General features: G+C 74.9%; 21 protein-coding genes and 1 tRNA gene. 8 read left to right on the top strand and 14 right to left on the bottom strand.

The genetic code is table 11. The features are described 5' to 3' along the window. The first annotated feature begins 74 nt into the window (after nucleotides 1-74). Both AB6N24_RS10325 and AB6N24_RS10320 read left to right on the top strand, forming a co-directional pair. Nucleotides 75-1,823, top strand: a complete 1,749-nt coding sequence (locus AB6N24_RS10325) for a bifunctional metallophosphatase/5'-nucleotidase (RefSeq protein WP_412869319.1) — start codon at nucleotides 75-77, stop codon at nucleotides 1,821-1,823. A gap of 108 nt (nucleotides 1,824-1,931) precedes the next feature. After that, complete coding sequence (locus tag AB6N24_RS10320; protein WP_412869318.1) at nucleotides 1,932-3,578, top strand: LCP family glycopolymer transferase; 1,647 nt, start codon at nucleotides 1,932-1,934, stop codon at nucleotides 3,576-3,578. A gap of 11 nt (nucleotides 3,579-3,589) precedes the next feature. On the opposite strand, the gene AB6N24_RS10315 is transcribed toward AB6N24_RS10320, so the two are convergent. The 5 genes from AB6N24_RS10315 to AB6N24_RS10295 form a co-directional block, all read right to left on the bottom strand. Further along, nucleotides 3,590-4,054 carry a DUF6069 family protein gene (locus AB6N24_RS10315; protein ID WP_412869317.1) on the bottom strand — a complete coding sequence of 155 codons (465 nt, stop codon included), beginning with the start codon at nucleotides 4,052-4,054 and terminating at the stop codon, nucleotides 3,590-3,592. A 43-nt stretch (nucleotides 4,055-4,097) separates the two neighbouring features. Next, nucleotides 4,098-5,534, bottom strand: a complete 1,437-nt coding sequence (locus AB6N24_RS10310) for a glucose-6-phosphate dehydrogenase (RefSeq protein ID WP_412869316.1) — start codon at nucleotides 5,532-5,534, stop codon at nucleotides 4,098-4,100. Nucleotides 5,535-5,700: 166 nt separating this feature from the next. Further along, nucleotides 5,701-7,104, bottom strand: coding sequence for a DUF2252 domain-containing protein (locus AB6N24_RS10305; RefSeq protein ID WP_412869315.1), 1,404 nt, complete (start codon nucleotides 7,102-7,104; stop codon nucleotides 5,701-5,703). A gap of 92 nt (nucleotides 7,105-7,196) precedes the next feature. Then, nucleotides 7,197-8,636, bottom strand: coding sequence for a hypothetical protein (locus tag AB6N24_RS10300; RefSeq protein WP_412869314.1), 1,440 nt, complete (start codon nucleotides 8,634-8,636; stop codon nucleotides 7,197-7,199). A gap of 130 nt (nucleotides 8,637-8,766) precedes the next feature. Beyond that, on the bottom strand, nucleotides 8,767-9,186 hold the full coding sequence (locus tag AB6N24_RS10295) for a hypothetical protein (RefSeq protein ID WP_412869313.1): 420 nt from the start codon (nucleotides 9,184-9,186) through the stop codon (nucleotides 8,767-8,769). Between the two features lie 347 nt (nucleotides 9,187-9,533). Between AB6N24_RS10295 and AB6N24_RS10290 the strand changes: the two genes are divergently transcribed. Next, a complete protein-coding gene (locus AB6N24_RS10290; RefSeq protein ID WP_412869312.1) occupies nucleotides 9,534-10,106 on the top strand; it encodes an HdeD family acid-resistance protein in 573 nt (190 codons plus the stop codon). Between the two features lie 23 nt (nucleotides 10,107-10,129). Here the strand turns inward: AB6N24_RS10290 and AB6N24_RS10285 are convergent, their stop codons facing one another. Beyond that, nucleotides 10,130-11,575: an MFS transporter gene (locus tag AB6N24_RS10285; protein ID WP_412869311.1), complete on the bottom strand. Its 1,446-nt coding sequence runs from the start codon at nucleotides 11,573-11,575 to the stop codon at nucleotides 10,130-10,132. Between the two features lie 358 nt (nucleotides 11,576-11,933). On the opposite strand from AB6N24_RS10285, the gene AB6N24_RS10280 reads away from it, so the two are divergent. The 4 genes from AB6N24_RS10280 to AB6N24_RS10265 all read left to right on the top strand — a co-directional run bounded on the left by AB6N24_RS10280 (nucleotide 11,934) and on the right by AB6N24_RS10265 (nucleotide 14,005). Beyond that, complete coding sequence (locus AB6N24_RS10280) at nucleotides 11,934-12,710, top strand: DedA family protein (RefSeq protein ID WP_412869310.1); 777 nt, start codon at nucleotides 11,934-11,936, stop codon at nucleotides 12,708-12,710. Between the two features lie 86 nt (nucleotides 12,711-12,796). After that, on the top strand, nucleotides 12,797-13,276 hold the full coding sequence (locus tag AB6N24_RS10275) for a hypothetical protein (protein WP_412869309.1): 480 nt from the start codon (nucleotides 12,797-12,799) through the stop codon (nucleotides 13,274-13,276). A gap of 16 nt (nucleotides 13,277-13,292) precedes the next feature. Beyond that, nucleotides 13,293-13,565, top strand: a complete 273-nt coding sequence (locus tag AB6N24_RS10270; protein WP_412869308.1) for an SHOCT domain-containing protein — start codon at nucleotides 13,293-13,295, stop codon at nucleotides 13,563-13,565. Continuing rightward, nucleotides 13,562-14,005: a DUF6325 family protein gene (locus AB6N24_RS10265; protein WP_412869307.1), complete on the top strand. Its 444-nt coding sequence runs from the start codon at nucleotides 13,562-13,564 to the stop codon at nucleotides 14,003-14,005. The genes AB6N24_RS10270 and AB6N24_RS10265 overlap by 4 nt, the downstream gene beginning before the upstream one ends. 84 nt (nucleotides 14,006-14,089) lie before the next feature. Here the strand turns inward: AB6N24_RS10265 and AB6N24_RS10260 are convergent, their stop codons facing one another. Next, nucleotides 14,090-15,505, bottom strand: a complete 1,416-nt coding sequence (locus tag AB6N24_RS10260; protein WP_412869306.1) for an ATP-binding protein — start codon at nucleotides 15,503-15,505, stop codon at nucleotides 14,090-14,092. A gap of 191 nt (nucleotides 15,506-15,696) precedes the next feature. Here AB6N24_RS10260 and AB6N24_RS10255 point away from each other — a divergent pair, with 191 nt between their 5' ends. Then, complete coding sequence (locus AB6N24_RS10255; protein ID WP_412869305.1) at nucleotides 15,697-17,544, top strand: SpoIIE family protein phosphatase; 1,848 nt, start codon at nucleotides 15,697-15,699, stop codon at nucleotides 17,542-17,544. Nucleotides 17,545-17,726: 182 nt separating this feature from the next. Here AB6N24_RS10255 and AB6N24_RS10250 read toward each other — a convergent pair. From AB6N24_RS10250 to AB6N24_RS10220, 7 genes are all read right to left on the bottom strand, one after another. Next, a tRNA-Pro gene (locus AB6N24_RS10250) sits at nucleotides 17,727-17,800 on the bottom strand. Between the two features lie 53 nt (nucleotides 17,801-17,853). After that, complete coding sequence (locus AB6N24_RS10245; RefSeq protein ID WP_412869304.1) at nucleotides 17,854-18,966, bottom strand: hypothetical protein; 1,113 nt, start codon at nucleotides 18,964-18,966, stop codon at nucleotides 17,854-17,856. Continuing rightward, a complete protein-coding gene (gene der, locus AB6N24_RS10240) occupies nucleotides 18,963-20,507 on the bottom strand; it encodes a ribosome biogenesis GTPase Der (protein ID WP_412869303.1) in 1,545 nt (514 codons plus the stop codon). The genes AB6N24_RS10245 and der overlap by 4 nt, the downstream gene beginning before the upstream one ends. A 34-nt stretch (nucleotides 20,508-20,541) precedes the next feature. Then, the gene (locus AB6N24_RS10235) at nucleotides 20,542-21,270 is read right to left on the bottom strand and encodes a lysophospholipid acyltransferase family protein (protein WP_412869302.1); all 729 of its coding nucleotides are present in this window, start codon (nucleotides 21,268-21,270) and stop codon (nucleotides 20,542-20,544) included. Then, complete coding sequence (cmk, locus tag AB6N24_RS10230; RefSeq protein ID WP_412869301.1) at nucleotides 21,267-22,016, bottom strand: (d)CMP kinase; 750 nt, start codon at nucleotides 22,014-22,016, stop codon at nucleotides 21,267-21,269. Before cmk ends, AB6N24_RS10235 begins: the two co-directional genes overlap by 4 nt. Then, nucleotides 21,998-23,113: a prephenate dehydrogenase gene (locus tag AB6N24_RS10225; protein WP_412869300.1), complete on the bottom strand. Its 1,116-nt coding sequence runs from the start codon at nucleotides 23,111-23,113 to the stop codon at nucleotides 21,998-22,000. The genes cmk and AB6N24_RS10225 overlap by 19 nt, the downstream gene beginning before the upstream one ends. After that, a partial coding sequence (locus AB6N24_RS10220) for a pseudouridine synthase (RefSeq protein ID WP_412869299.1) occupies nucleotides 23,110-24,076 on the bottom strand: 967 nt, incomplete at its 5' end. The genes AB6N24_RS10220 and AB6N24_RS10225, both read right to left, overlap by 4 nt.

Genomic DNA, 24,076 nt, shown 5'->3' with positions numbered 1-24,076 from the left:
GCGTCGCCGTGCGCGGCGTACCGTCGACGAGGGACGGGCGGGGGTCCGTCCACCGGGCTCGACGGGGAGACATCATGGGCAACGGACCTCTCGTGCGTGGAACGCTCGCCGCGGTCGTCGCGACGACGCTGGCGGGCCTCGCGGTGGCGACGACCGGCAGCACCGCGACCGCCGACCGGGGCGGGTACCGGCCCCGCACGGTCGACGTCCAGCTGCTCGCGCTCAACGACTTCCACGGGGCGCTCGAGCCGCCGTCGGGGTCGGGCGGACGCGTGCAGGTGGGACCGGCGGTGGGCACCGACCCGGCGCCGACCGTGGACGCGGGCGGTGCGGAGTACCTCGCGACCCAGCTCGCGCAGCTCGCGGCGGAGCAGCGCAAGCGCCACACCATCACGGTCGCGGCCGGTGACCTCATCGGGGCCTCGCCGCTGCTGTCGGCGGCGTTCCACGACGAGCCGACGATCGAGTCGCTCGGCCTCGCGGGCTTGGACTACGCGAGCGTCGGGAACCACGAGTTCGACGAGGGCGCCGCCGAGCTGCTGCGCATCCAGGAAGGCGGCTGCCACCCGGTCGACGGCTGCGCCGACGGCACGCCCTACGCGGGCGCCGACTTCCAGTACCTGTCCGCCAACGCCTTCGTGACCGCGACGGGCGAGCCGCTCCTGCCGCCGTACGCGATCCACCGCGTCGGCCCGGTGCGCGTCGGGTTCATCGGCATGACGCTCGAGGGCACGGCCGACATCGTGAGCCAGGAGGGCGTCGCCGGGCTCGAGTTCGCGGACGAGGTGGCCACCGCGAACCGGTACGCCGCGCAGCTGCAGCGGCGCGGCGTCGAGGCGATCGTCGTCCTGCTGCACGAGGGCGGGGCGCAGACCGGTCCGGACGCCTGGGACGTCGACGGGTGCGCGGGGCTGACCGGCCCGATCGTCGAGATCGCGGCGGGCTTCAGCGACGCCATCGACGTCGTGCTCAGCGGGCACACCCACCAGGCGTACCGCTGCGACCTCGACGGCACGCTCGTCACCAGCGCCGGCTCGAACGGCCGCCTCGTCACCGACATCGACCTGACGGTCGACCGCCGCACCGGCGACGTCGTGACCGCCGCAGCGGACAACGTGATCGTGACGCGCGACGTCGCACCCGACCGGCGGCAGTCCGCGCTCGTCGCGCGGTACAGCGAGGTGCTGGGCCCGATTGCCGACGAGGTGGTCGGCGAGACCACGACCGCGCTCACGCGCGAGCAGGAGGCGCTGTTCCCGGGCGCGCTCGGGCAGTCCGCGCTCGGTGACGTGATCGCCGACGCGCAGCTGGCCGCGACGGACGACGAGGCGGGCGCGGTCGCCGCGCTGATGAACCCGGGCGGCGTGCGCGCGGACCTCGACGCGGGCCCGGTCACCTACGAGGAGGCGTTCACGGTGCAGCCGTTCGCGAACAACCTCGTGACGCTCGACCTGACGGGCGCCCAGCTCCAGTGCGTGCTCGAGCAGCAGCTCCAGGTCGGCCGCACGCTGTACCCGTCCGCCACGCTGACCTACGCGGTCGACCCTGCCGGCACGACGGCTCCCGCCGGCACCGACCCGTGCGCGGGCACGCGGGTGGTCGACGCGACCGTCACGATCGGCGGGGTCCCGGTCGACGCCGCGGCGACGTACCGGATCACGGTGAACAACTTCCTCGCGGGCGGCGGCGACGGCTTCAGCACGCTGACGCTGGGCACGAACCGGACGACCGGACCGATCGACCTCGACGCCCTGATCGCCTACCTGGGCGCGCACCGTCCGCTCTCCGCCCCGACCGACGACCGCATCACCGTCGTGGGCTGAGCCCCGGGGCGGGACGAACCGAGGCGGGCGAACCGGGGCGAGACCGACCGGCCCGCACCTTCGGGCGGAGCCTCGCCAGGGCACGGGGGCTCCCGCACAATGGTCCGGGTGAACCCGTCCTCCGGGGTCTCGACCACGACCGGGGCACCGGCCCGCCCGTTCGGGGTGCTGGTGGTCGGCACGCGCAACGTGTGCCGCTCACCCGCCGCCGAGCAGCTCCTGCGCGCGCGGCTCGGCGAGGACGGCGCCGTCGTCGTCCTCAGCGCCGGGACGGCGGTGACGGCCGAGGACGAGCTGCCCGCTCCGCTCCCCGAGCACCTGGGCCCCGTGGAGGCGGACGCGGAGCCGCACGAGGCGCGCGCGCTCGACCCGGACCTCGTGCGCTCGGCGGACCTCGTGCTGACGGCGACGCGGGAGGAGCGCGCCGCGGTCGTGCGCGCCGTGCCGTCGGCGATCCGGCGCACGTTCACGCTGCGGGAGCTCGCCCGCGTCGCGCGGGCCCTGGGTCCGGAGGTGCTGCCCGAGGGTGACGTCGCGGGACGCCTGTCCGCGCTCGTCGGCGTCGCCGCCCGGCACCGCACGCCGACGACACCGCGGGCCGCCGCCGACGACGACGTGCTCGACCCCGCCGGCCGCGACGAGGCCGCGTACGCCGCCGCGCTCCACCAGGTGCTCTCCGCGGTCGAGGGCATCACGGAGACGGTCCGCCCCGAGCTCGCCGCCGAGCACCCCGCCCCGGCGCACGACGAGCGCCCGCCGCCCGCCGCGCGCGCCCGGCGGAGCGTCCTGCGGACCGTCGTCCTCGCCGTCCTCGTGTCCCTCGTGCTCCTCGTGGTCGCGGGGACCACCGGCGCGCTCGTCGCGGTCGACCGCCTCGACAGCCGGGTCCAGCGCTTCCCGGACCCGTTCGCGGACCTCCCGACGCGACCGCCCGAGCCCGCTCCCCCGGCCGCGGGCTCGGCCACCGAACCGGCGCTCACGGTCCTCGTGCTCGGTGCGAGCGGAGACGACGGGGGCGGGGACGACGTCGGAGCGGACGGTGGCGCCGGCACGGACGTCGTGCTGCTCGCCCACGTCGCCGCGGACCGCCGCAGCGCGCAGGTCGTCGCCCTGCCGCCCGACCTCCGCGTCGACGTCCCGGGCTCGGAGCCCGCCCCGCTGCGCTCGGCGGCCGCGCTCGGCGGGCCTGCCGGTGCGGTGCAGGCCGTCGAGCAGCTCACAGGCGTGCGCGTCGACCACGTCGCGCTGACCGACGCCGAGACCTTCGCGCGGGTCACCGAGACGCTGGGCGGGGTCGACCTCGACGTCACGGACGACGTCGTGGTCCGCGGCCGCGTCGCCGTCCCGGCCGGTCGGCACCGGCTGACCGGCGGCCTCGCCCTGGCGTGGGTGCAGGACACCGAGGACGACGCCGCACGGGCCGAGCGCGGGCAGCTCTGGCTGCGCGCGATCCTCGACCGGCTCGGCCACGACGACGTCCGCTCGAACCCGACGACGTGGCTCGAGCTGCTCGACGTCCTGTCGGGCTCGGTGGCGGTCGACGAGGGCCTCGACCGCGGCACGATGCTCGGGCTGCTCGCCAGCCTGCGCACGCTGCGGCCCGACGACGTCCAGGTGGTCACGGCGCCGACGACGCCCGGCACCGCCGCGGACGGCTCCCCGACCGTGGTGCCGGACCCCGGCCCGTTCGCCGCCCTCATGGACGCGCTGCGCTCGGACACGCTCGACGAGCACCTGGCCTCGGGGCGCGGCTGACCCGCGCCCGGTCAGCCGCTCGCGCGTGCCCGGCCGCGGTCGATCAGGGCGCCCTGCGTGCCCAGCAAGGAGCCGATGGCCACCATCACCAGGCCGGACACGACCGACGTCGCCACCTGGCTCCCGCGCGGGGCGTCGTACGCGAACGGCACGAACACGAGGACGACGCCGACGAGGGCGACGATCCACTCGAAGTACGCGACGGGCCGCGGCACCGCCGCCAGGAGCGCGTGCAGCACCCCGGTGAGGACCAGGGCGATCAGCGCCGCGCCACCGGCGACGGTCGCGGTGGTCGACCACCCCAGGCCCGCGATGTCCGCCGCGAGCAGGGGCACGTCGAACACGGCCTGCGACACCGCCGCTCCGGCGAGGGCGATCAGGGCGGCGACGGCTGCCGTGGCGCAGCCCGCCGCCCAGAGTCGTGACGCGTAGGGACGGCCGGCCGTGCGGTTGTCCGGGCTGGTCGGGGCGACCATGGTGCCTCCTCGATGGTGTCGTGCGACGGGGTCGAGCTCGCGCTCACGGTTGCGGGTCCAGCCACCTCGTGCCGGGAGGCAGCAGCCCGTCGGCCTCGGGCGGCCCCCACGAGCCAGGGGCGTACGGGTGCACGGGGAGCCCGGCGGACGTCACGGGGTCGACGACGCGCCAGGCGGCCTCGACCGCGTCCTGGCGGGCGAAGAGCCCCCGCCGGCCGTCGAGCGCGGCACCGATCAGCCGGTCGTACGGGCGCATGTCCGTGCCGGCCTGCCGCGCGAACGTGAGCTCCTCCGCCGCCACCGCCCACCCGGGTCCCGGTCGTTTGCCGACGAGCCGGAGCCCGACGGCGCTGTCGGGCCAGATGCGGAAGCGCAGCCGGTTGGCCGGCTCGTCCGCGAGGCCGCCCAGCACGTCGAGCGGAGGGCGACGGAACTCGAACGTGATCTCGGTGGCCGTGACGGGCAGGCACTTGCCGACGCGGACCAGGACCGGCACGCCCGCCCATCGCCACGAGTCCACGGCGAGGCGCACGGCCGCGTACGTCTCCGTCGTCGACGTGGGGGCGACCTCGGGGGCGTCGCGGTACCCGAGGTACTGGCCGAGCACGGCGCGCTCGGCGTCGAGCGGGCGCACCGCGGCGAGCATGGCCGACTTCGAGGCGACCCACGACTCGGCGACGTCGCCCGTCGGCGGTTCGGCGAGCACGCTCGCCAGGACCTGCAGCATGTGGTTCTGCAGCACGTCCCGGACGGCGCCGGTCCGCTCGTAGAAGCTCCCACGCTCGAGCACCCCGAACGTCTCGGCCATCGTGATCTGGACGCTGCGGACGTGGTCCCGGGTGAGGAGGGGTTCGAGGACCGAGTTCGCGAAGCGCGCGACCAGCACGTTCTCGAGCGGGTCCAGCCCGAGCCAGTGGTCGACGCGGTAGACGCTCGACTCCGGGAAGAACTCGTGGATCGTCGCGTCGAGGCGCCGGGCGCTGTCGAGATCGGTCCCGAACGGCTTCTCCACCATGACCCGTGAGCCGCCGGCACGGCCGACGGCGGCGATCCCCCGCGCGATCCGGCCGAAGAGCGCGGGCGGGACCTCGAGGTAGTAGAGGAACCGGCGCCCGTCGCCCAGCGCGGAGGACAGCGCGGCGTACGTCCCGGGGTCGTCGAGGTCGCCGTCGACGTACCGCAGGAGGTCGAGCAGCGTCCGGGCGGCCGGGCTCCCGGGGTCCATCCCGTTCAGCCGGAGCGACTCCGCGGCGTAGTGGCGGAACTCGGCGAGCTGCCACCCGCTCCTCGCGACGCCGACGACCGGCGCGGTCAGCACGCCCCGCTCGACGAGACCGACGAGCGCGGGGAACGTCTCCAGCCGGGCGAGGTCGCCCGTCGCCCCGAAGATCACCAGGGCGTCCACGGCGCCGGACTGCCGCGTCGTCACCTGCAGGTCGCCGACGGTGCCCTGGTCCGCGACCGGTGGACGGGTCGGCATCAGCGGGCTCCTTCCTCGTCGCGGCGCGGGCACGCTCACGCGACTTCCCCACTGTGCCGACGGGCCCCGAGGTGCACGTCGTCCGGCACGGATGAGCCACGTGGCGAGGGCGGCAGCGACGAGCAGCTCGGGCGGACGGCTCCGCGCTCTCGTCCGGACCGGGACCTCACGCCACCGCGGCCGTGACCCTGCCGGAGGCTGCCGCCTCGGCCAGCGCGTCGTGGTCGCGCGCGTTCAGGTCCGCGTAGGCGTCCGCGAACTCCCCGACAGCCCGGTCGAACCGGTCCGTCGTCCCGAGGTATGCGGCGATGGCCACGCGGTCGCCCGAGCGCGCGTGCGCCCGTGCGAGGGTCCGACCGCAGACCCTCGCGTAGTACGTCATCGCGTCGCGGGCCATCGCCTCGACGACGACCGAGCCCTTGCCGTCGCGCAGCTGACGCACGTAGAAGTCCCGCTCGACGCCGTCGATCCCGTACGCCCGCTGCCATCCCAGGAAGACGTCGCTCGTCGCCTGCAGGAGCCGTTGGCCGAGCACGACCCGCTTGCCCTGGTCGTCGCAGCCCGGGGCGGGCGAGTAGCGGGCCAGGACGGACTCGCCCACCTCCTTGACCTGGAGGAACAGGGGGTCGCCCTCGTCGACACCCTGGAGCAGCAGGATCCAGGCCCGGGTGCCGACGCTGCCCACGCCGACGACCTTGCGGGCCATCTGGACGAAGTGGAACTGCTCGAGCAGGTGGGCGTGGTTCGGCTGCAACGTCCGCCCGTACGCGTGGACGAACCCGTCCATCTGCGCGTACAGGGCGTCGAGCGCCGCTCCCTCCAGCATCTCCTCGACCGGCACGAGCACCGGCGGCATGCTGCGGATCCGCGCGTGGCCGTCGACGACGGACGTGAGCCGCTTGAGTGCGTGGAGGTTGTCCCGGGAGCGGTGCTTCTTGAGCGTGGACCGCATGCGGGCCTGACGTCGTGCGTCCAGCACGCTCCCGATCTCGGACACCAGCTCGTCGGCGTCGAGGTGCTGGTACCACGCGGCCAGGCTGCCGAGACCGGCGAGGTCGGTCATCGCGCTCCGGTAGCCCTCGGCGGCGGACCGGGCGATCCGCCTCGCCTGCTTCCTGCCGAAGCCGTTGCCGCGCGCCGCCACGACGAGGCTCGCGGCGAGGCGCTTGACGTCCCACTCGAACGGACCGGGGAAGGTCTCGTCGAAGTCGTTGAGGTCGAAGACGTGCCGCCGCTCCGGCGACGCGTACACGCCGAAGTTGCTCATGTGCGCGTCGCCGCAGAGCTGGACCTCGAGCCCGGTCCGCGGTGCTCGTGCGAGGTCGGACGCCATCACGAGCGCTGCACCCCGGAGGTGGGCGAAGGGCGACGCGAGCATGCGGCCGTACCGGAGCGGGACGAGCTCGGGGACGCGTGAGGCGGCCTGCCCCTCCAGGAGCTCGACGGGGTCGGTCCGCCCGAGCGTGTCGAGGTAGGCGTGCGCCTCGATCGGCACGGTCTCGCGGACGGACCGGCCGAGCTCCTCGCGCTGCTCTCGGCTCAGCCCGTGGGACTGCTGCTTCAGGAACACCGGGACCACCTCCGGATCGGGTTCGGCGCCGAAGGACGGGGACGAGCCCGACCGGAGCGGGCGTCGTGCCCCCCTCGCCCGCCGACGGCGGTTCAGCGGGCGAGGGTGGCGAGCTCGGGCGGTGGACCCGCGGCCGTGTCGACGGCACCGGCCGGCTCGGGCGTCGCGTCGACCGGGTGCGGGGGGCCCGGTCGGGCGACGAGCTCGAGCAGCGCGACGAGCACCGCGGCGACGAGGGCCGCACCCACGACGAGGCCCGGCGTCGGCGTCGACGCCAGCAGGATCGCCAGCCCGGCGAGCGAGACGATCACCGCACGGACGAACCCCTTGTGCGCCCCGAGCCAGGTGCCGACGGGCCCGGCAGTGACCCCGCGCCGCTCGGCCCAGGTGCGGGACGCGGCGAACGCCCGCGACGTCTCGGCCCGCATGGTGCGCGCCGACGCGCTGCCGCCGCCGAAGTACGCCGCGGCGGCGACGACGAGACCCGCGACGGCGACCGTGCGCAGGGCAGCCCGGATGTACACCACGACCTGGTCGAAGACCACCTCGGCCGCGTCGAGCCGCGCGATCTTGCCGGTCAGCTCGCCCAGGTACAGCGTCCTGCCGAAGGAGAGCGAGAGACCGAGCACGAACATCGAGATCGCCAGGCCGAGCCCGACCACGACGAGCGTCCGGGAGCGGTTGCGTGCCGTCAGGACGCCGGCTGCGAGGAGACCGAGACTGACCCACGGGAGCCAGGTCCCGACGATCCGCACGGTGTTGTAGGCGTTCTGGACCTTCACGAGCTGCGTGGTCTGCACGAGCGTGAAGGAGGCATTCACCTCGGGGATGTTGGCGGCGATGTCGAAGCCCCCCGCGACGAGCCGGTCCTTGAGCGCCGAGATCACCCCCGCGAGCTGGATCGTCAGCTGGCCCTGGTCGCCGACCTGGAGCGTGCTGCCCTCGCTGCCCTGCATGACGGCGACGAGCTGCTCGTGCGCGATCCGGTTGGCCTCGACCCACGCCGTCTCGAACGCGTCGCTCTCGACGACCTGGGTGGCGGCACGGCGCACGAACGACTCGACGCCGCTCGTCAGCGGCTCCTCCATCGCGCCGAGCGCCAGCGCGATGCGCGGGGGCAGACCCTCCTGGCTGCCGATCGCCGTGACGGCGTCGTGCACGAGGGTGTCGACATCGGCGCGTTCCATGACGAGCGCGGTCAGCCGGTTGACGACCGCCGACTGGATGACGGGGTCGCCGGCGAGCGGCCCGATCGTCTCGACGAACCGCTCGGTGTCGGTGAGCTCGCGCTCCGCCCAGGCGGCGACCACCGCGACGGGTGCCAGGAGCAGCCCGCCCACGACGAGGAGGGCCGCCGCCACGGACCTGAGGCGCTGGGGACGGACCGGCCGCCCTGCCGGCGCGGTGCCCCCCTGCGGTGCCGGGGCGGCGACACGTCGGCGGAGCTCGGCGTTCTCGCGCTCGAGGAGCTCGATGCGCGCGGCGAGCTCGTCGGCCGGCGAACCTCCGGCGGGCGTCTGCGTGTCCGGCATCCTCGTGTCCTTCCGCAGGATCGTGCTGGCGTCGCTCAGTGCATGCTTCGTCCCCGGGCGGCCCGGGGCCTCCCCCGTGCCGGGCGAGTCCCGTCGCCGCCACGCGCAGCCACCCCGAGCAGGGCGGAGGTCACGGGGACGCCCGGGGCCCGGCCACCGGCGGCTTCCCGGCGGCGTCCCGCCGGTTGCGCAGGAAGACGAGCGGGAGCAGGAGCGAGCCCAGCGCCGTCACCAGCCAGACGACCAACGTGCCCACGACCCACGCCGTCGCGCCGTCGACGGTGACCCCGCCGGTGATCCACGAGGCCAGGGCGAGCGCGACGAACGTCGACAGCAGCCCGACGCCCCCGAGGAACGCGGAGGCGTAGCGCGCGGTGACCGAGGCGATGAACGGGGCCAGCACGCTCTGCGCCACGGCGAAGATCACCACGGTGGCAAGGAAGCCGGTCGCGGTGAGCCGGAAGTCGTCACCGAGGATCGCGCTCGCCGCCAGCAGACCGAGGGCCGACGACGCCAGGAAGACGAGCGCACGGATCAGGAAGCGGATCATGCGGGCTCCGTCGGTGCTCGGCGGTGGCGGTCACCACGCCTCGACGGACCAGCGTCGTCGAGCACCCGCGGCGTGGCGTGTCCAGGAGCGGACCGGTGCGCTCGCAGCGTCGCGCATCCTCCGGCCCCCGGCGTCATCCCCGACGGATGAGAGCCGCGCGGCGAGGTGCGGCGTCGCCGGTCCTCGTCGCGCGGCCGGGAGCGAGACGTCCGTCGACGGTGGGGCGCGCGCCCCGCGCCTCACCCGATGCAGGTGAGGTCTTGCGGTCCGGACGTCACCACGCTCGACCTCAGCAGGGGGCCCGGTCACCGCGGGCGGGCCCGTCCGGCCGGGACGTGAGGCGACCGATGGCGCAACGATGGGTGACGGCGCTCTACGGCGTCGTGTCGATCCTGCTCGGGATCGTCGTGCAGACACGGCCGGAGCCCGCGGCCAGGATCCTGCTCCTGCTCTTCGCCCTGCACCTCCTGGTCACCGGCGTCGTGCGGATCGTCCAGGCGGCCGCCTCGCGGGGCGTCCCCCGGGGGGCGCGCGTCCTCACGGCGGTGGTCGGCGTGGTCTGGGTCGCCGCGTCGATCGTGCTGCTCCTCGCCCCGATCACGACCCTGACCGTGCTCGCCGTCACGCTCGGAGCGGTCCTGGTCGCCCAGGGGGCGCTCGGGCTCGTCGAGGCGGTCCGGGACCGCACGGTGTGGCCGGCCGTCGCGAACGTCGTGACCCTCGCCGCCGGGATCGCCGTCCTCGTGTGGCCGGGCAGGTCCTTCACGGTGCTCCTGTGGGTCCTGGGCGTGTGGATGGTCGTCTACGGCACGCTCACCCTCATCGGGGCGCTGTTCCCGAACCTCTTCGGGAGCACGGCCCCGTCCGGAGCAGCGGCAGGCGGGCCGTCCGAAGCAGCTGCGCGGGGGCGCCGCGGCTAGCTCGGCTGTGGGGGCGGGCGCGGCTAGCTCGGCTGCGCGGGGCGCCGCGGCTGGCTCGGCACCGCCGGCGAGCCCGCCGGCGACGGCGGCACCGCGGGGAGCCGCGCCGCCGCCACGAGCCCACCGACGCCGATCACGGCGAGGACGCTCATCGCGACGGCGTAGGAGCGACCCGGCTGGGTCGTGATCGCAGCGACGAGGATCGTCCCCGCGATGGCCGCGCCGAGCGAGGACCCGAGGTTGGAGACGCTGCGCGACAGGCCGGAGATCTCGCCCTGCAGGTGCTCCGCGAAGCTCGACTGCACGATGTTCACCGACGGCGTCAGCATCGCGCCGATGCCGAGCCCGATCAGGAACAGCCCGGGCACGAACGCCCAGACGCTGTCGGAGAGGCCCACGACCACGAGGAAGACGACGATGCCGACGATCGTGACGGCGAAGCCCGCGAGGACGAGCGTCCGCTGCGCGCGCCGCTTCGCGAGGCGCTCGGCCGCCAGCGACGAGAGCATCAGACCGACCGTCGCCGCCGTGAAGACCACGCCGGTCTCGATCGCGTTGTAGCCGCGCACGACCTGGAGGTAGGCGGAGACGACGAACGAGACGCCCATGAGGATCATCCACTGGATGTTCTGCGTGACGAGCCCGAGGTTCGACGTGCGGTTGCGGAAGAGCGCCGTGGACAGCAGCGGCTCCTTGCCGGCGCGCTCCTTGGCGCGGGTCGACGCGAAGAACCACACGAGCACGAGCGCCCCGGCGCCGACGAGAGCGAGCATCGCGACGATGTTGTCGTCGGCGAGCAGGATGCCCAGGACGACGAGCACGAGGCCGAGCGCCGACAGGACCGCCCCGCCGGCGTCGAAGGGGCGGGTCCGGTCGGCCGGCAGGGGGTCGCGCACGTACTTCTGGCTGAGCACGATGATCACCACGACGACCAGGGCCTGGAAGACGAACGCGGCCCGCCAGCTGATCGCGGTCGTGATCAGCCCGCCGATGAGGGGTCCGGCCGCCGCCCCGATGCCGCCCATCCCGCTGATCGCCCCGAACGCGCGAGCACGGGAGGTCACGTCGGTGAACAGCAGCGTCGTGAGGATGTAGACCGGCGGGATCAGTAGCGCGGTGCCGATGCCCTCCAGGATCGAGTTGCCGAGGATCAGCACGCCGATCCCCGGCGACACCGCACTGATCAGCGCCCCGACGCCGTACACCGTGAGACCCACGTTGAGGCACAGCTTGCGGCCGTACTTGTCGGTCAGCTTGCCGCCGGGGATCATCAGCGCGGCCATGACGAGCAGGAAGATCGTGATCGCGAACTGCACGCCCTGGACGGTCGTGCCCAGGTCCTCGCTGATGTCGTTGATCATCACGTTCATGTTCGAGCCCGCGAAGCTGCAGATGAACTGCGCGAGCGCGAGGGGGATCAGCACGCGGCGCAGGTCGGTGGACGGTCGCGTCGAGGCAGGATCGGCCACGGTCCCGCTCCTTCCCCCGGCGGCGCGGCAGCGCCTCGATCGCCCCGCACGGGATCGAGTCGCCCCGCACGGACCGACGGGCCCGGAACCGACCCCGGACGCCAGCCTCACGGGGTCCGGAGCGACGCGGCATCGTCCGCGGTGCATGAGGCGCGGCGTCCGGCGCTCCCACCGGCCCGTCGGCCGACCACGTCCGGCGCTCGGCGCGCTGGAGGCGCTCGGGGCGCAGGACGGGGAACGGCACCTCGGCGCTGGAGCCGGTGGTTGCGCGGACGCCCCCGGCGCGCGACGCTGCACCTGACCGGTCGGGCCGCCGCTGCCGCGTCGCTGGCCCTCCGGCGGAGGCGGCGGGTGCGGGATGAGCCAGGGCGGCGCGGACGACGGCACCCCTCGCACGACCGGCCCCCACCCCTCCCACCGCGCCCGGCGAGGGCTGCTCGTCGCGGTGGGCGTCGCAGTCGTGCTGGTCGCCCTCGTCGCGGTCCTCAACCGCGCCGGTGGACGCGACGCGCTGGCCGCCCTGGACATCGAGTCCGAGCCGTGGGCGTACGTCGCCGTCTTCCTCCTCGTGCTCGGCGACGCGGTCATCGCCCTGCTGCCCGGGGAGACCACCCTCAACGCGGCGGCCACGCTGGCGGCGCAGGGCGTGCTGGCGCTCGGCTGGGTCGTCCTCGCGGGGGCACTCGGCGCGGTCGTCGGCGACTCGGCGCTCTACGGGATCGCCCGGCGGGCAGGCGCCTCCGTGGGTCCGCGGCTCGAGGCCACGCTGCGCGACCGGCGCGTCGCGGCGGTGATGTCGTCGATGGGCTCGAGCGCCCCGGTGCTCCTCGTCGCCGGCCGCTACGTGCCCGGCGTGCGGTTCGTCGTCAACGCCTCGCTGGGGCTCGCCCGGTACCCGTACCGCCGGTTCCTCGTGTGGTCCGCGATCGGCGGGACGCTCTGGTCGGTCTACACCTGCTGCCTCGCGTACCTCGTCGGCACGGCCCTGGCGGGCTTCCCGCTCGCCTCGATCGTGCTCTCCGCGACGATCACGACGGTGGCGCTCGCCGCGGTGTTCGTCGTCGTCCGGCGACGTCGGCGCTCGGCGGGCTCGCAGGCCCCGGCCCTGGACGGCGGAGCCGGCTCCGCGCGCTGACCAGTCGCACTGCACACCCGTCGGCGGTGCGGCAACACCCGCGCAGCGGCATTGACAGCGTGCGGGGCGAGGGGTTGCGTGGACGCATGGCCGCCAAGGACGACTTCTCCGAGGACGAGTGGGCTCAGATCGTGCGCGCGCCGTTCGTGGCGGCACTGGCCGTCTCCCTGGCCGACCCCGGCGGTCCGATCGAGGCGGGCAAGGAGCAGATGGCCGCCGTGCGCGGAGCGATGAACCCGCCGACCCGCGAGCCGCTGCTGGCCGACGTCGCCCTCGACGTCCAGGCGATGACCCAGCAGCGCGAGCACCCGCTCAAGGGCTACCGCCCGGGCGGGGGCGGCGACCCGCGGGAGGCGCTGCTGGACGAGCTGCACGCGACCCGCGCCCTCCTGGCCGCCAAGGCGACGCCGCCGGAGGCGACCGCCTTCAGCCGCTGGGTCGTCGACATCGCCCAGGCCGCAGCCGACGCGGCCAAGGAGGGCGGGTTCCTGGGGATCGGCGCCACGCGGGTCAGTGACCGGGAGCAGACCATGCTGGAACGGGTGCGCCACACGATGACCGGCTGATCGAAGGAGCCCGCCGATGATTCTGGTACCCAGGCAGCTGCGGCGCTCGGGGATGACCGGCCAGGTCCCGTACTACGGAGGCCGGCTGACCCCGGCGCAGATCTACTCGCTCCAGCACCCGCAGGAGCAGGTGCCGCCCACGTTGCGGCACCCCCCGACGACCCGGTCCGCGTCCATGCCGCCGAGGGCCGCGGAGCCCGACGCCGTGCGTCAGCTCCGCGAGCTCCGGGACCAGGGAGTCCTGACCGACGACGAGTTCGCGACGTTCGCCGCGCGGGTCTCGCCGTGACCGCTGGACCCGTGCAGGTGCTGGTGCTCGGGCTCGACGAGGCCCACCTCGACGGCTCGGTGCTGTCCGAGCTCACGCGCCTGCGTGCGGCGGGCGTCGTGCGGCTGGTCGACCTGCTCGTCGTGCGGCGCGCCCGGGACGGCTCGCTGGAGACGGTCGAGGGCGACGTCGACGGCCACGGCGAGGTCGTGGCCGCCTTGCTCGAGGGTGTGCACGAGGGGGTCGAGGGCGTCGGTCCCGCCGACAGCTGGTCTCTCGCGGACGTCGTCCCCACGCACGGGCTGGCCGTCGTCGCCCTGATCGAGCACCTGTGGGCCGGACCGCTCAGCGCCGCGCTGCGCGCAGCCGGAGCGACCCTCCTCGAGGAGACCTGGCTCTCGGAGGCCGACCGCACCGTACTCGATGGGCTGTCGTCGGGAGCGCCTGCGCCCCCTGCATGAGACGTCGGCTGCGCACGCCCGACCCCGTCGCGTCGGCGGCCGCCCCGCGAGGCCCGGGGCGGCCAAGGTCTGGGCGGACCGGCGTCACGAGCCTTCGGGGCGAGCGCGCCGCTGCTGCCCCGGATCGCGCGGGTCGATCCACGCGAGGTACAGGGACTGGCCGTCTCCGGCGCCGACCTGCTCGATCACGAAGTCGCACAGCAGCTCGTGGCCCGAGGCGTGCAGGACGGGCAGCAGCAGCGGTACCCCCAGCACGTGGGCTCGGCCCGTGCTGAGGTGCCGGCTGAAGCCGGCGATGTGGGCCTCCCGCAGAGAGGGCGGGATGAGCGTGACGAGGCGCCGCCCGACGAGGTCGTCGACCTCCCAGCCCAGGGAGGCGGCCAGCCCTGCGCTCACACCCAGGATGCGGTTGCGCGCGTCGGAGGCCACGACACCTCGAGGGCTGGACCGGACGCGGTCGATGACCGCCGCGGTCGCGGCGCTCGACCGCGCGGCCTCCGCGTCGACCTCGAAGCGCCTGTCCGCACTGCCGACCCACGGCCGCGGCGGGACCCCGCGCAGCTGGCTCTGCACCTGCTCGCACACCCAGTCCCGGAGGGCGACGATCTCCGGCTGACCGGGGAAGGCCAGGAGCGCACCGTCACGGGCGAGCCGCTCGGCCGCGTCGAGCACGTCCTGCAGGGCAGCGGAGGCGGCAGCGACGGCGGGCGGCACGTCGAGGGCGAGGTGCACAGGTGCCCGGACCTCGCGCAGGGGGCTCGGGTGCCCCTCCGGGAGCGTGACCGGCCGCCCGGTGTCGCTCGGAGCCCTCCGCACCTCGACGTCCACCAGGTCCAGGAGCGCCGTGCGCGCGACCTCCGCGCTGGCGAAGTCGACGCGCGTCTCCGGGTGGCTCGCGCCGTACAGACGGAGCTCGCGCACCATCGCGTCGTGGTGCTCCTGGGCAGCCATCCAGAGCGTCGGGGGCACGCCCGCGAGCACGACCCGGCCGGTCACGGGTGGTGGTGGACCCACGGCCGTCCCGCTCGACGGTGGACTCGGCGTGACCTCCCACTGCTCCTCGTCGAAGGCCGCGAGGATCTCGTCGAGAGACGGCTCCGGCGCCCCCGCGGTGAGGGTGAACCAGGCGATCTTGCCGTCCTCGAGCTGGATCACGCCGCAGTGGTCGGTCATGGCGGCCACCATCCCCATGCCCCGGCCCGTCGTCGCGTGGGCGCCGTACCTGCGCTGCCTGGGGCCTGTGGGGTTGTGGTCGCGGACCTCGACACGCACCTCCTGCGGGCTCAGCATCACGGAGACCTCGATCGCCGTCTGGGCATGGAGGGCCGCGTTCGTGACCAGCTCGCTCACGGCGAGCTCCGCTGCGTCGATCCAGGCGTCGCGTCCGGCACCAGCCAGAAGGTCCCGGACGTGGTGCCGAGCCGCTGCAGGCGCGTGGAGGTCGGGGTCGAGGACGAGATCGCCCCCGGGGTGCAGCCGCAGCGGCCCGTCGTCCGTCACCGCAGCTCCCGCATCGTCGCATCGTACGCACCGCCCGCCGCGCCACCGAGGACCCCTGCGGGTGATCGTTCCGTCCCCGTCGTCGACGGGTGGATCACCGTGCGACGAGCGAGAATGCCTCAGTCAAGGACCTCGCTCACAGCCGTCTGCCTCGTCGCCGACGATCGCGAACCCAACGGGACGGAGTGCACGTGAGTGGGACCGGGGCGTCGCGCGCGGTGGGGCGGACGCACGACGACGCCGCGGGTGACGGCCTTGGACGTGACGTCGTCGTGGACCACGCTGCCCTGTTCGCGCAGATCCCGACGTCCTACCTGGTGATGTCGCCCGTCGCACCCGACTACCGGATCCTCGACGCCAACGAGGCGTACCTCGCCAACGTCGGCCGGGCGCTCGAGGAGATCGTCGGGACCCCGGTGTTCGAGGCGTTCCCGCCGACCGCGGAGACGCTCGACGAGCACGGCGTGCCGTGGATCCGCAGCTCGTTCGACCGCGCGGTGGCGACCGGGCGTCCCGACGCCATGCCGCTGCAGAAGTACGACGTGCCCGACCCGGAGACCGGCGGGATGGTCGAGCGGTACTGGTCGCTGATCAGCGTGCCGATCCTGGACGCCGAGGGTCGGGTGGCCCTCCTGGTGCAGCGCGCGGAGAACGTCACCGACTTCGTGCAGGAGAGCCGGCGCCACGCCGTCGAACGCGAGCGTGGTGAGCACTGGGAGCGTCGCGCCATGGAGGTCGAGGCGGACCTCTTCGCGCGCGCCGAGGACCTCGCGGCGGCACTGCGCGCGAAGGACGTCGCCAGCCGGCGCCTGGCGAGCCTGGCGGACGTGACCCTCCGGGTCGGGTCGGCGGACTCGGTCGCCGAGCTGATCGAGGTGGTGTTCGGGTCCGGGCTCCCCGTGCTCGACGCGAGCGGCGGTTCGATCGCCGTCCGCGAACCCGGCCAGGACGTGCTGCACCTCACGGTCACCCCCTCGCTCGGTGGCGACGTGCAGCGCGCGTTCGGGGAGCTGCCGCTGGACGGGCCGATGCCCTCCTCGATCGCGGCCCGTGGCAGCCTCGTCCTCGTCCCGAACCGCGCCGCGGCTGCCGGGTACCCCGGTCTGCTCGACGCGATGGCGCTGACCGCCGAGCCCACGCATGCCTGGGCGGTGCTCCCGCTGCAGATCGGTCCCCGGCTGCTCGGGTCGCTCGCCGTCGCCTTCGCGAGCGAGCGGACGTTCCCGGCCGAGGAGGTCGAGCTCCTGCGGGCGTTCGCGGCCCAGTGCGCGCAGGCGCTCGACCGGCTCCAGGTGCGCGACGCCGAGCGGCGCCGCGCTGCTGAGGTCCGGAGCATCGCCGAGACGCTGCAGCGTGGGCTGCTCACCTCACCGCCCCCGAGCGACGACCTGGAGTTCGCGGTCTCGTACCAACCCGCCCAGCGGGTCGCTCAGGTGGGTGGCGACTGGTACGACGTCTTCCACACGCCCGACGGGACAGCGCACCTCGTCATCGGGGACGTCGCCGGTCACGACCAGGACGCCGCCGCCGCGATGGCCCAGGTCCGCAACATCCTCCGCGGGATCGCGCAGACGAGGCACGAGTCGCCGGCCGTCGTCCTCGGCGCGCTCGACGACGCGCTGCACCACCTCCAGCTCGACGTGATCGCGACGCTCGTCGTGGCTCAGGTCAGGAGGTCGAGCGACGGCAGCCGGCTCCTGCTCTGGTCCAACGCCGGTCACCCACCGCCGGTCCTGCAGCGCGCCGACGGTCGCGCCGAGCTGCTCGACACCCCGCCCGACCTCCTCATCGGCGCTCGACCCGGGGCGGACCGGCACGACCACAGCATCACGCTCACGTCAGGCGACCACCTCCTGCTCTACACCGACGGGCTCGTCGAGACGCGCGGCGGCGACCTCGCCGCCGACCTCGAACGCCTCGTGCGCCGCGTCGGGGAGCACGACCCGGCACGAGGACCTCAGACCCTGCTCGAGCACGTCGGCGCTCGCCTGACGGCCCACGACGACGACATCGCTCTCCTGTGCGCCCGCGCCCGATGAGGGGCCCGGCTGACGACGAGGTGATGGAGCCATGGTGAGGAGCCGTCCGGGCGTGCTCGTCCGCGCGCGACGGGGCGTGCCCGCGCACGTCCACCGACAGATGGGGCCCCGACTCAGGCGCCAGCGCGCAGAAGAGGCCCGCCCCGACCTGCGGGACGAGCCTCTGACCTGCTGACACACTGTCGGGCTGACAGGATTTGAACCTGCGACCCCTTGACCCCCAGTCAAGTGCGCTACCAAGCTGCGCCACAGCCCGCTGGCCCGCGAACGGACCTCGGAAAGAATACCGCACCCCGGCCGGGGCGCCGGTCACCGACCCCGGGCGGGCTCGTCCGAGCCGGTGTCGGGTGCCTTCGCCGCGGCCCGGGCGAGCCGTCGCTCCGTGATCACGTCGAGCTCCGCGGCGACGACGCCGAGCAGGAACAGGTCGCCGAGGAGCCCGACGGTCGCCGCCCACTCGTCGATGCGGAACAGGAAGATCTGCGTCACGAGCAGGCTGAGCAGGACGGCGCGCCGGAACCAGCGGTAGCCCTCCTCGCGGTCGCGCCGCACGAGCACGAGGCCGCGCAGCGCGCACAGCACCGAGGCCAGCCCGCTCACGAGCATCCCGGTCACGACCCACCCGGGCACGTCGGCGCCCGCGGACCACGCGTAGATCCCGCGCCCGACCGTCGCCGCACCGGTGAGCGTGAGCGCACCCACGGTGACCCACGGGACCCACCGGGCGCGCACGAGGTGCCGCGTGCCGCGCACGATCCAGTGCGCGACCGTGCCGATGACGTCGGGCAGCTCCTCGGTGTCGTCGGACACCCGGTCGAGCAGCGCGCCGACCTCCGCCGCGGCGGGGACGTCGCCCGCGTCGGCCACCAGCCCGCGCGCGTGGCGACGGGCCCGCGGGCTGAAGCCCCCCGCGACGCCGGCCACGGCGTGGTCCACGGCACCCGCGAGCGCCTCCGAGGAGTGCCGCGGGGAGCGGCGGTGCATCGCCTCGACGAGCAGCACGAGGCCGACGACGACCACGTAGATCAGGGCGGCCGTGGGCTCGTAGAAGTAGTCGTTGTCGGACGTGACGAACTTGCCGATCTCGTCCACGAAGAGCCCGAAGCCCACGCCGCCGACGAGCGCGACGACGGGCCGCACGACGGGACCCGCGTAGGAGAGCGACAGCACGATCGCGACCGCGAGCAGCAGCCCGCCCCACAGCACGTGCGCCACGTGCAGGCCGCCGCCGCCGAGCTGCGGGTAGCCGCTGACCGCGAGCAGCGCCCGCGTGAGCAGCACCGTGCTGACCGTCGCGACGAGGAAGCCCGCGAGGTGCTTGGTCGCGGACGGGTCCCGCGGGAGCCCGAGGCGCAGCAGCAGGTGCCGGTCGCGCACGCCGTGGCCCGCGCCCGGCCCGGCGCCGCGCGGCGTCCCGCTCACCGCTTGCGCTTCTCCCGCACCCGGACGGAGATCGAGATCGGGGTGCCCTCGAAGCCGAACGTCTCGCGCAGGCGGCGCTCGATGTAGCGGCGGTACCCGGCCTCGAGGAAGCCGGTCGCGAAGATCACGAAGCGCGGCGGCCGGGTGCTGGCCTGCGTGGCGAACAGGATGCGCGGCTGCTTGCCCCCGCGCAGCGGGTGCGGGTGCGCCGCGACGAGCTCACCGAGGAACGCGTTGAGCTTGCCCGTCGGGATGCGGGTGTCCCACGACGCGAGCGAGCGCTCGAGCGCGGGCACGAGCCGGTCGGTGTGCCAGCCGGTCCTCGCGGAGAAGTTCACGCGCGGCGCCCACTGCACCTGCACGAGGTCCTGCTCGATCTCGCGCTCGAGGAACGGGCGGCGGTCCTCGTCCATGAGGTCCCACTTGTTGTACGCGACGACGAGCGCCCGGCCCGCCTCGATGACCTGCGAGATCACGCGCGTGTCCTGCTCGGTGATCTTCACGCTCGCGTCGACGAGGACGACCGCGACCTCGGCCTTCTCGATCGCGGCCTGGGTGCGCAGCGACGCGTAGAAGTCCGCGCCGGACGTCTGGTGCACGCGCCGGCGGATGCCCGCGGTGTCGACGAAGACCCACGGCCGGCCCTTGAGCTCGACGACCTCGTCGACCGGGTCGCGCGTGGTCCCGGCGACGGAGTCGACGACGACGCGCTCCTCGCCGAGCACCTTGTTCAGCAGCGAGGACTTCCCGACGTTGGGGCGCCCGACGAGCGCGACCCGGCGGGGGCCGCCCTCGGGGATCGCGGCGCCGTGCTTGGAGACGGTGGGCAGCGCGTCCATCGCGGCGTCGAGCAGGTCGCCCGTGCCGCGCCCGTGCAGAGCCGACACCGGGTGCGGCTCGCCCAGGCCGAGGCTCCAGAGCTCGGTCGCGTCGGCCTCCACGCGCGGCCCGTCGACCTTGTTGGCGCACAGCACGACCGGCTTGCCGGCCTTGCGGAGCAGGCGCACGACGCGCTCGTCGGTCGCGGTCGGGCCGACGGTCGCGTCGACCACGAAGAGCACGGCGTCGGCGAGCGAGATCGCGACCTCGGCCTGCTCGGCGACGCGCGCCTCGATGCCGGCGACGTCGACCTCCCAACCGCCCGTGTCGACGAGGGTGAACCGGCGCCCTGCCCACTCGGCCGGGTAGCTCACGCGGTCGCGCGTCACGCCGGGCTTGTCCTCGACGACGGCCTCGCGGCGGCCGAGGATGCGGTTGACCAGGGTCGACTTGCCGACGTTCGGCCGGCCGACGACCGCGAGGACGGGCAGCGGCGCGGAGGGCCCGGCACCGTCCTCGTCGAGCCCGTCGCCCGAGAGCAGCGCGAGGTCCTCGTCCTCGAGCTCGTACTCCGCGAGGCCGACCCGCAGGGCCTCCTCGCGCTGGGCGTCGGTCAGCTCGGTCTCGGCGACGGCTGCGGCGGGTGCGTCGGTTCCCGGGACCGCGGGCGCGGCCGGCGCGGTCTCGTCGGGCAGGCCCGTGGTCGGGTCGGTCTGGCTCATGGGCCCTATCCTCCCCCGCGCACCGCTCGCGGGACTAATGCGACCCGGTCCGCGGCGCGGGCGGACGACGCGGCGCCTCGGGGTCGTCGGTCGGCAGCGGGAGCCCGGTGCGGGCCGCGGCGGCCGTCACGTGCGCGGCGAGGCCCGTCCGGATCGCCTCCTGCGCGGCGGCGAGCGCCTCGCGCCGGGACGCACCGGGCGCCGCGGCCAGGTCGAGCGGTGCGCCGTACTCGACCGCGAGCCGGCGCCGGGGCGCGGGCAGGTGCCGCACGGACTCACCGGTGCGGCGGGTGCCGAGCACCGCGACCGGCAGCACCGTCGCGCCCGAGTTCACCGCGAGCCAGGCGATGCCGGCGCGCGCGCTCGTCACGTCCCCGCGGCCGCGGTTGCCCTCGGGGAACACCCCGACGACGCCGCCGTCCTTGAGCACCGCGAGCGCGGTCGTGAGCGCCGGACGCCCGTTCGCGCGGTCGACGGGGATCTGCCGGCACCAGCGCAGCAGGGTGCCGACCGGCCCGCGGAACATCTCGTGCTTGACGAGGAGGTTCACCGACCGTGGCACCACGCCGAAGAGGATCGGGCCGTCGAGCACGCCCAGGTGGTTGGCCGCGAGCAGCACCGGCCCCTCGGCGGGCACGTGCTCCGTCCCGCTCACACGCGTGTCCCACACCACGTGCGCGAGCAGGCGACCGATCCACTGCCCGCGCGCGTGCCCCGGGGCGACAGCGGCGCCCGCGACCGGGCGGACCCCCGCCGCGCTCATGCCCGGACGCCGGTCGTGCGGGCGACGACCTCCAGCACGGCGCGCACCGTCTGCTCGAAGTCGAGGTCCGAGGAGTCGACCGTGACGACGCCGTCGGCCGCGGTGTGGAAGGTCGAGACCGTCGCGTCGTCGGCGTCGCGGCGCAGCACCTGGTCCCGGGTCGCCTCGACCGCGGCGGCGTCGTCCGAGCCGTGCACGTCCCGTGCCCGGCGGGCGAGCCGCGCCTCCTCGCTCGCGGTCAGCAGGAGGCGCACGTCGGCGTCGGGCGCGATGACGGTGGTGATGTCGCGGCCCTCGGCGACCACGCCCCGGCCCTGGGAGAACGACTCCGGCGAGCTCTCCGCGGCGATCGCCTCACGCTGGAGGCGCCCGAGCTCGGCCCGCACGTCGAGGTTCGTGGCGACGGCACTGACGGCCGCCGAGATGCGCGTCTCGCGGATCGCCGCCGCGACGTCGTGCTCCCCGACGTGCACCGTCGGGGCGTCCGGGTCGACGCCGACGGCGAGCGGCAGGCCGCGGACCGTCGCGGCGACCGCCGCGGTGTCGTCGAGCGGCACGCCGGTCTCGAGGCACCACCACGTCGCCGCGCGGTACATCGCGCCCGTGTCGAGGAACGCGAGCCCGAGCCGGCGGGCCACCTCCCGCGAGACGCTCGACTTTCCGGAGCCCGAGGGCCCGTCGACCGCCACGACCACCGTGCGCCCGCGCGTCGCGGGCACCTGCGTGCTCAACTCACCAACCTCCATCCGCGGGCCGTCAGCTCCGCCTCCAGGTGTTCCGAGCGACCCGGGAGGACCGAGATCGCCGCCATTCCGACCGGGCGGCCCGCCGAGTGCTCGAGCTGCAGGTCCTCGAGGTTGACGCCCGCGTGCCCGACGTCCGTGAGCAGCCGCGCGAGCTCGCCCGGGCTGTCGGGGACCAGGACCGTCACGACCTCGTACGTGCGCTGCGCGCCGCCGTGCTTGCCCGGCACACGGGCGACGCCCGCGTTGCCGTCCGCGACGACCTGCGCCACCGTGGCGAGCGCGCCCAGCTCGATGTCGTCCCAGGTCATCGCCGCGTCGATCTGGTCGAGCGCGTCGATCACGGTGTCCAGGTCGCCGCGCAGCGCACGCAGCACGTCGCGCACCGCGCCCGCGTTGCCCGCGAGGATCGACGTCCACAGCGCCGGGTCGCTCGCGGCGAGGCGGGTCACGTCGCGCAGACCCTGCCCCGCGAGACCGAGCGCCTCGGACGGCGTGGCACGCAGGCGCGCGGCGACGAGGCTCGCGGCGACCTGCGGGACGTGCGAGACGACCGCGACCGCGGCGTCGTGCGCGGCCGCGTCCATCGTGACGGGGACGGCGCCGAGGTCGACCGCGAGCGCACGCACCGCCAGCACCGCCTCGGGGGTGGACTCCCCCGAGTGCACGACCACCCAGGGCCGGCCGACGAACAGGTCGGGCACCGCGGCCGACGGGCCCGAGCGCTCGCGACCCGCCATGGGGTGCGAGCCGACGAACCGGGTCAGGTCCGCGCCCCACGCCCGGAGCTCGTCGAGCACGACGCCCTTGACGCTCGCCACGTCGGTCACGACCGCCCCGGGGTGCGCGGCGAGCTCGTCGCGCACGACCTGCGCCGTGACGTCCGGCGGCGCCGCGACCACGACGAGCGCGGGCGGCTCGTCGTCCGGGTGCGCCGGGCGCCCCGCGCCGACGTCACGCGCGAGCGCGAGCGCGGTGCGCGACGGGTCGTGCAGCACCACGTCGACGCCGCGCGTCGCGAGCCCCAGCCCCACGGACGCACCGAGCAGCCCGGTGCCGACCACGCGCACCGGGCCGCGCGTGGCGACCGCTGAGCTCACATCCCCACCTGCGTCATGAGCGAGCCGAGCTCCTCCTTGCCGAGCACGCGCGTCTTGCCGGGGCGCAGGTCGCCGAGCTTGATCGGGCCCACCTGGGTCCGCACGAGGCGCGTGACCGGGTGGCCGACCTCCTCGAACATGCGCCGCACGATGCGGTTGCGGCCCTCGTGCAGCACGACCTCGATGAGCGCGGCCTGGGGCGTCGAGTCGACGATCCGGTACCGGTCGACCTTCGCGAGCCCGTCCTCGAGCTGGACTCCGTGCAGCATCTTGTTCGCGACGTTGCCGGCCACGTGCCCCTCGACGTGCGCGAGGTAGGTCTTGGCGACCTCGTGCGACGGGTGCGACAGGCGGTTGGCGAGCTCGCCGTCGTTCGTCAGCAGCAGCAGCCCCTCGGTCTCGGCGTCGAGCCGACCGACGTGGAACAGCCGCTCCTCGCGGTGCGCGACGAGCTCGGCGAGCGAGGGGCGCCCCTCCGGGTCGTGCATCGTCGAGACGACGCCGAGCGGCTTGTTGAGCGCGATCGTGATGAGCGACGTGTCGAGCTGGATGCGCAGCCCGTCGAGGTGGATGACCGCCGTCCTCGGGTCGACGCGCACCCCCAGCTCACGCACGAGCACGCCGTCGACCGTCACGCGCCCGTCGGCGATGAGGTCCTCGCACGCGCGCCGCGAACCCAGACCGGCCGTCGCGAGCACCTTCTGCAGGCGCACGCCCTCGGGGTCGTGCACGTCGCGCAGCGGCTCGGCCGCGGGGGCCGGCCGGGTCCGGCGTGCGGGCTGCGCTCCGCGCGGCGCCGCGGTGCGTGAGCCCCGCTGCGGGACGCCGCGACCGGAGCCGGCACCGGCACGCTCACCACCGGCACGGGAACCACCCGCACGCTCACCACCACCGCGCGAGGGGCCACCGCGCTCGCCGCTCCGCTCCCCCGCACGCTCGCCGCCGCGCGCCGCGCCGCCGCCC

Source organism: Cellulomonas jepli, from assembly GCF_047229345.1.
In the GTDB taxonomy this organism is placed as follows: Bacteria; Actinomycetota; Actinomycetes; order Actinomycetales; family Cellulomonadaceae; genus Cellulomonas_A.
The sequence above is the reverse complement of the archived record's forward strand: the minus strand, read 5'-3'. Positions and strand labels throughout refer to the sequence as shown.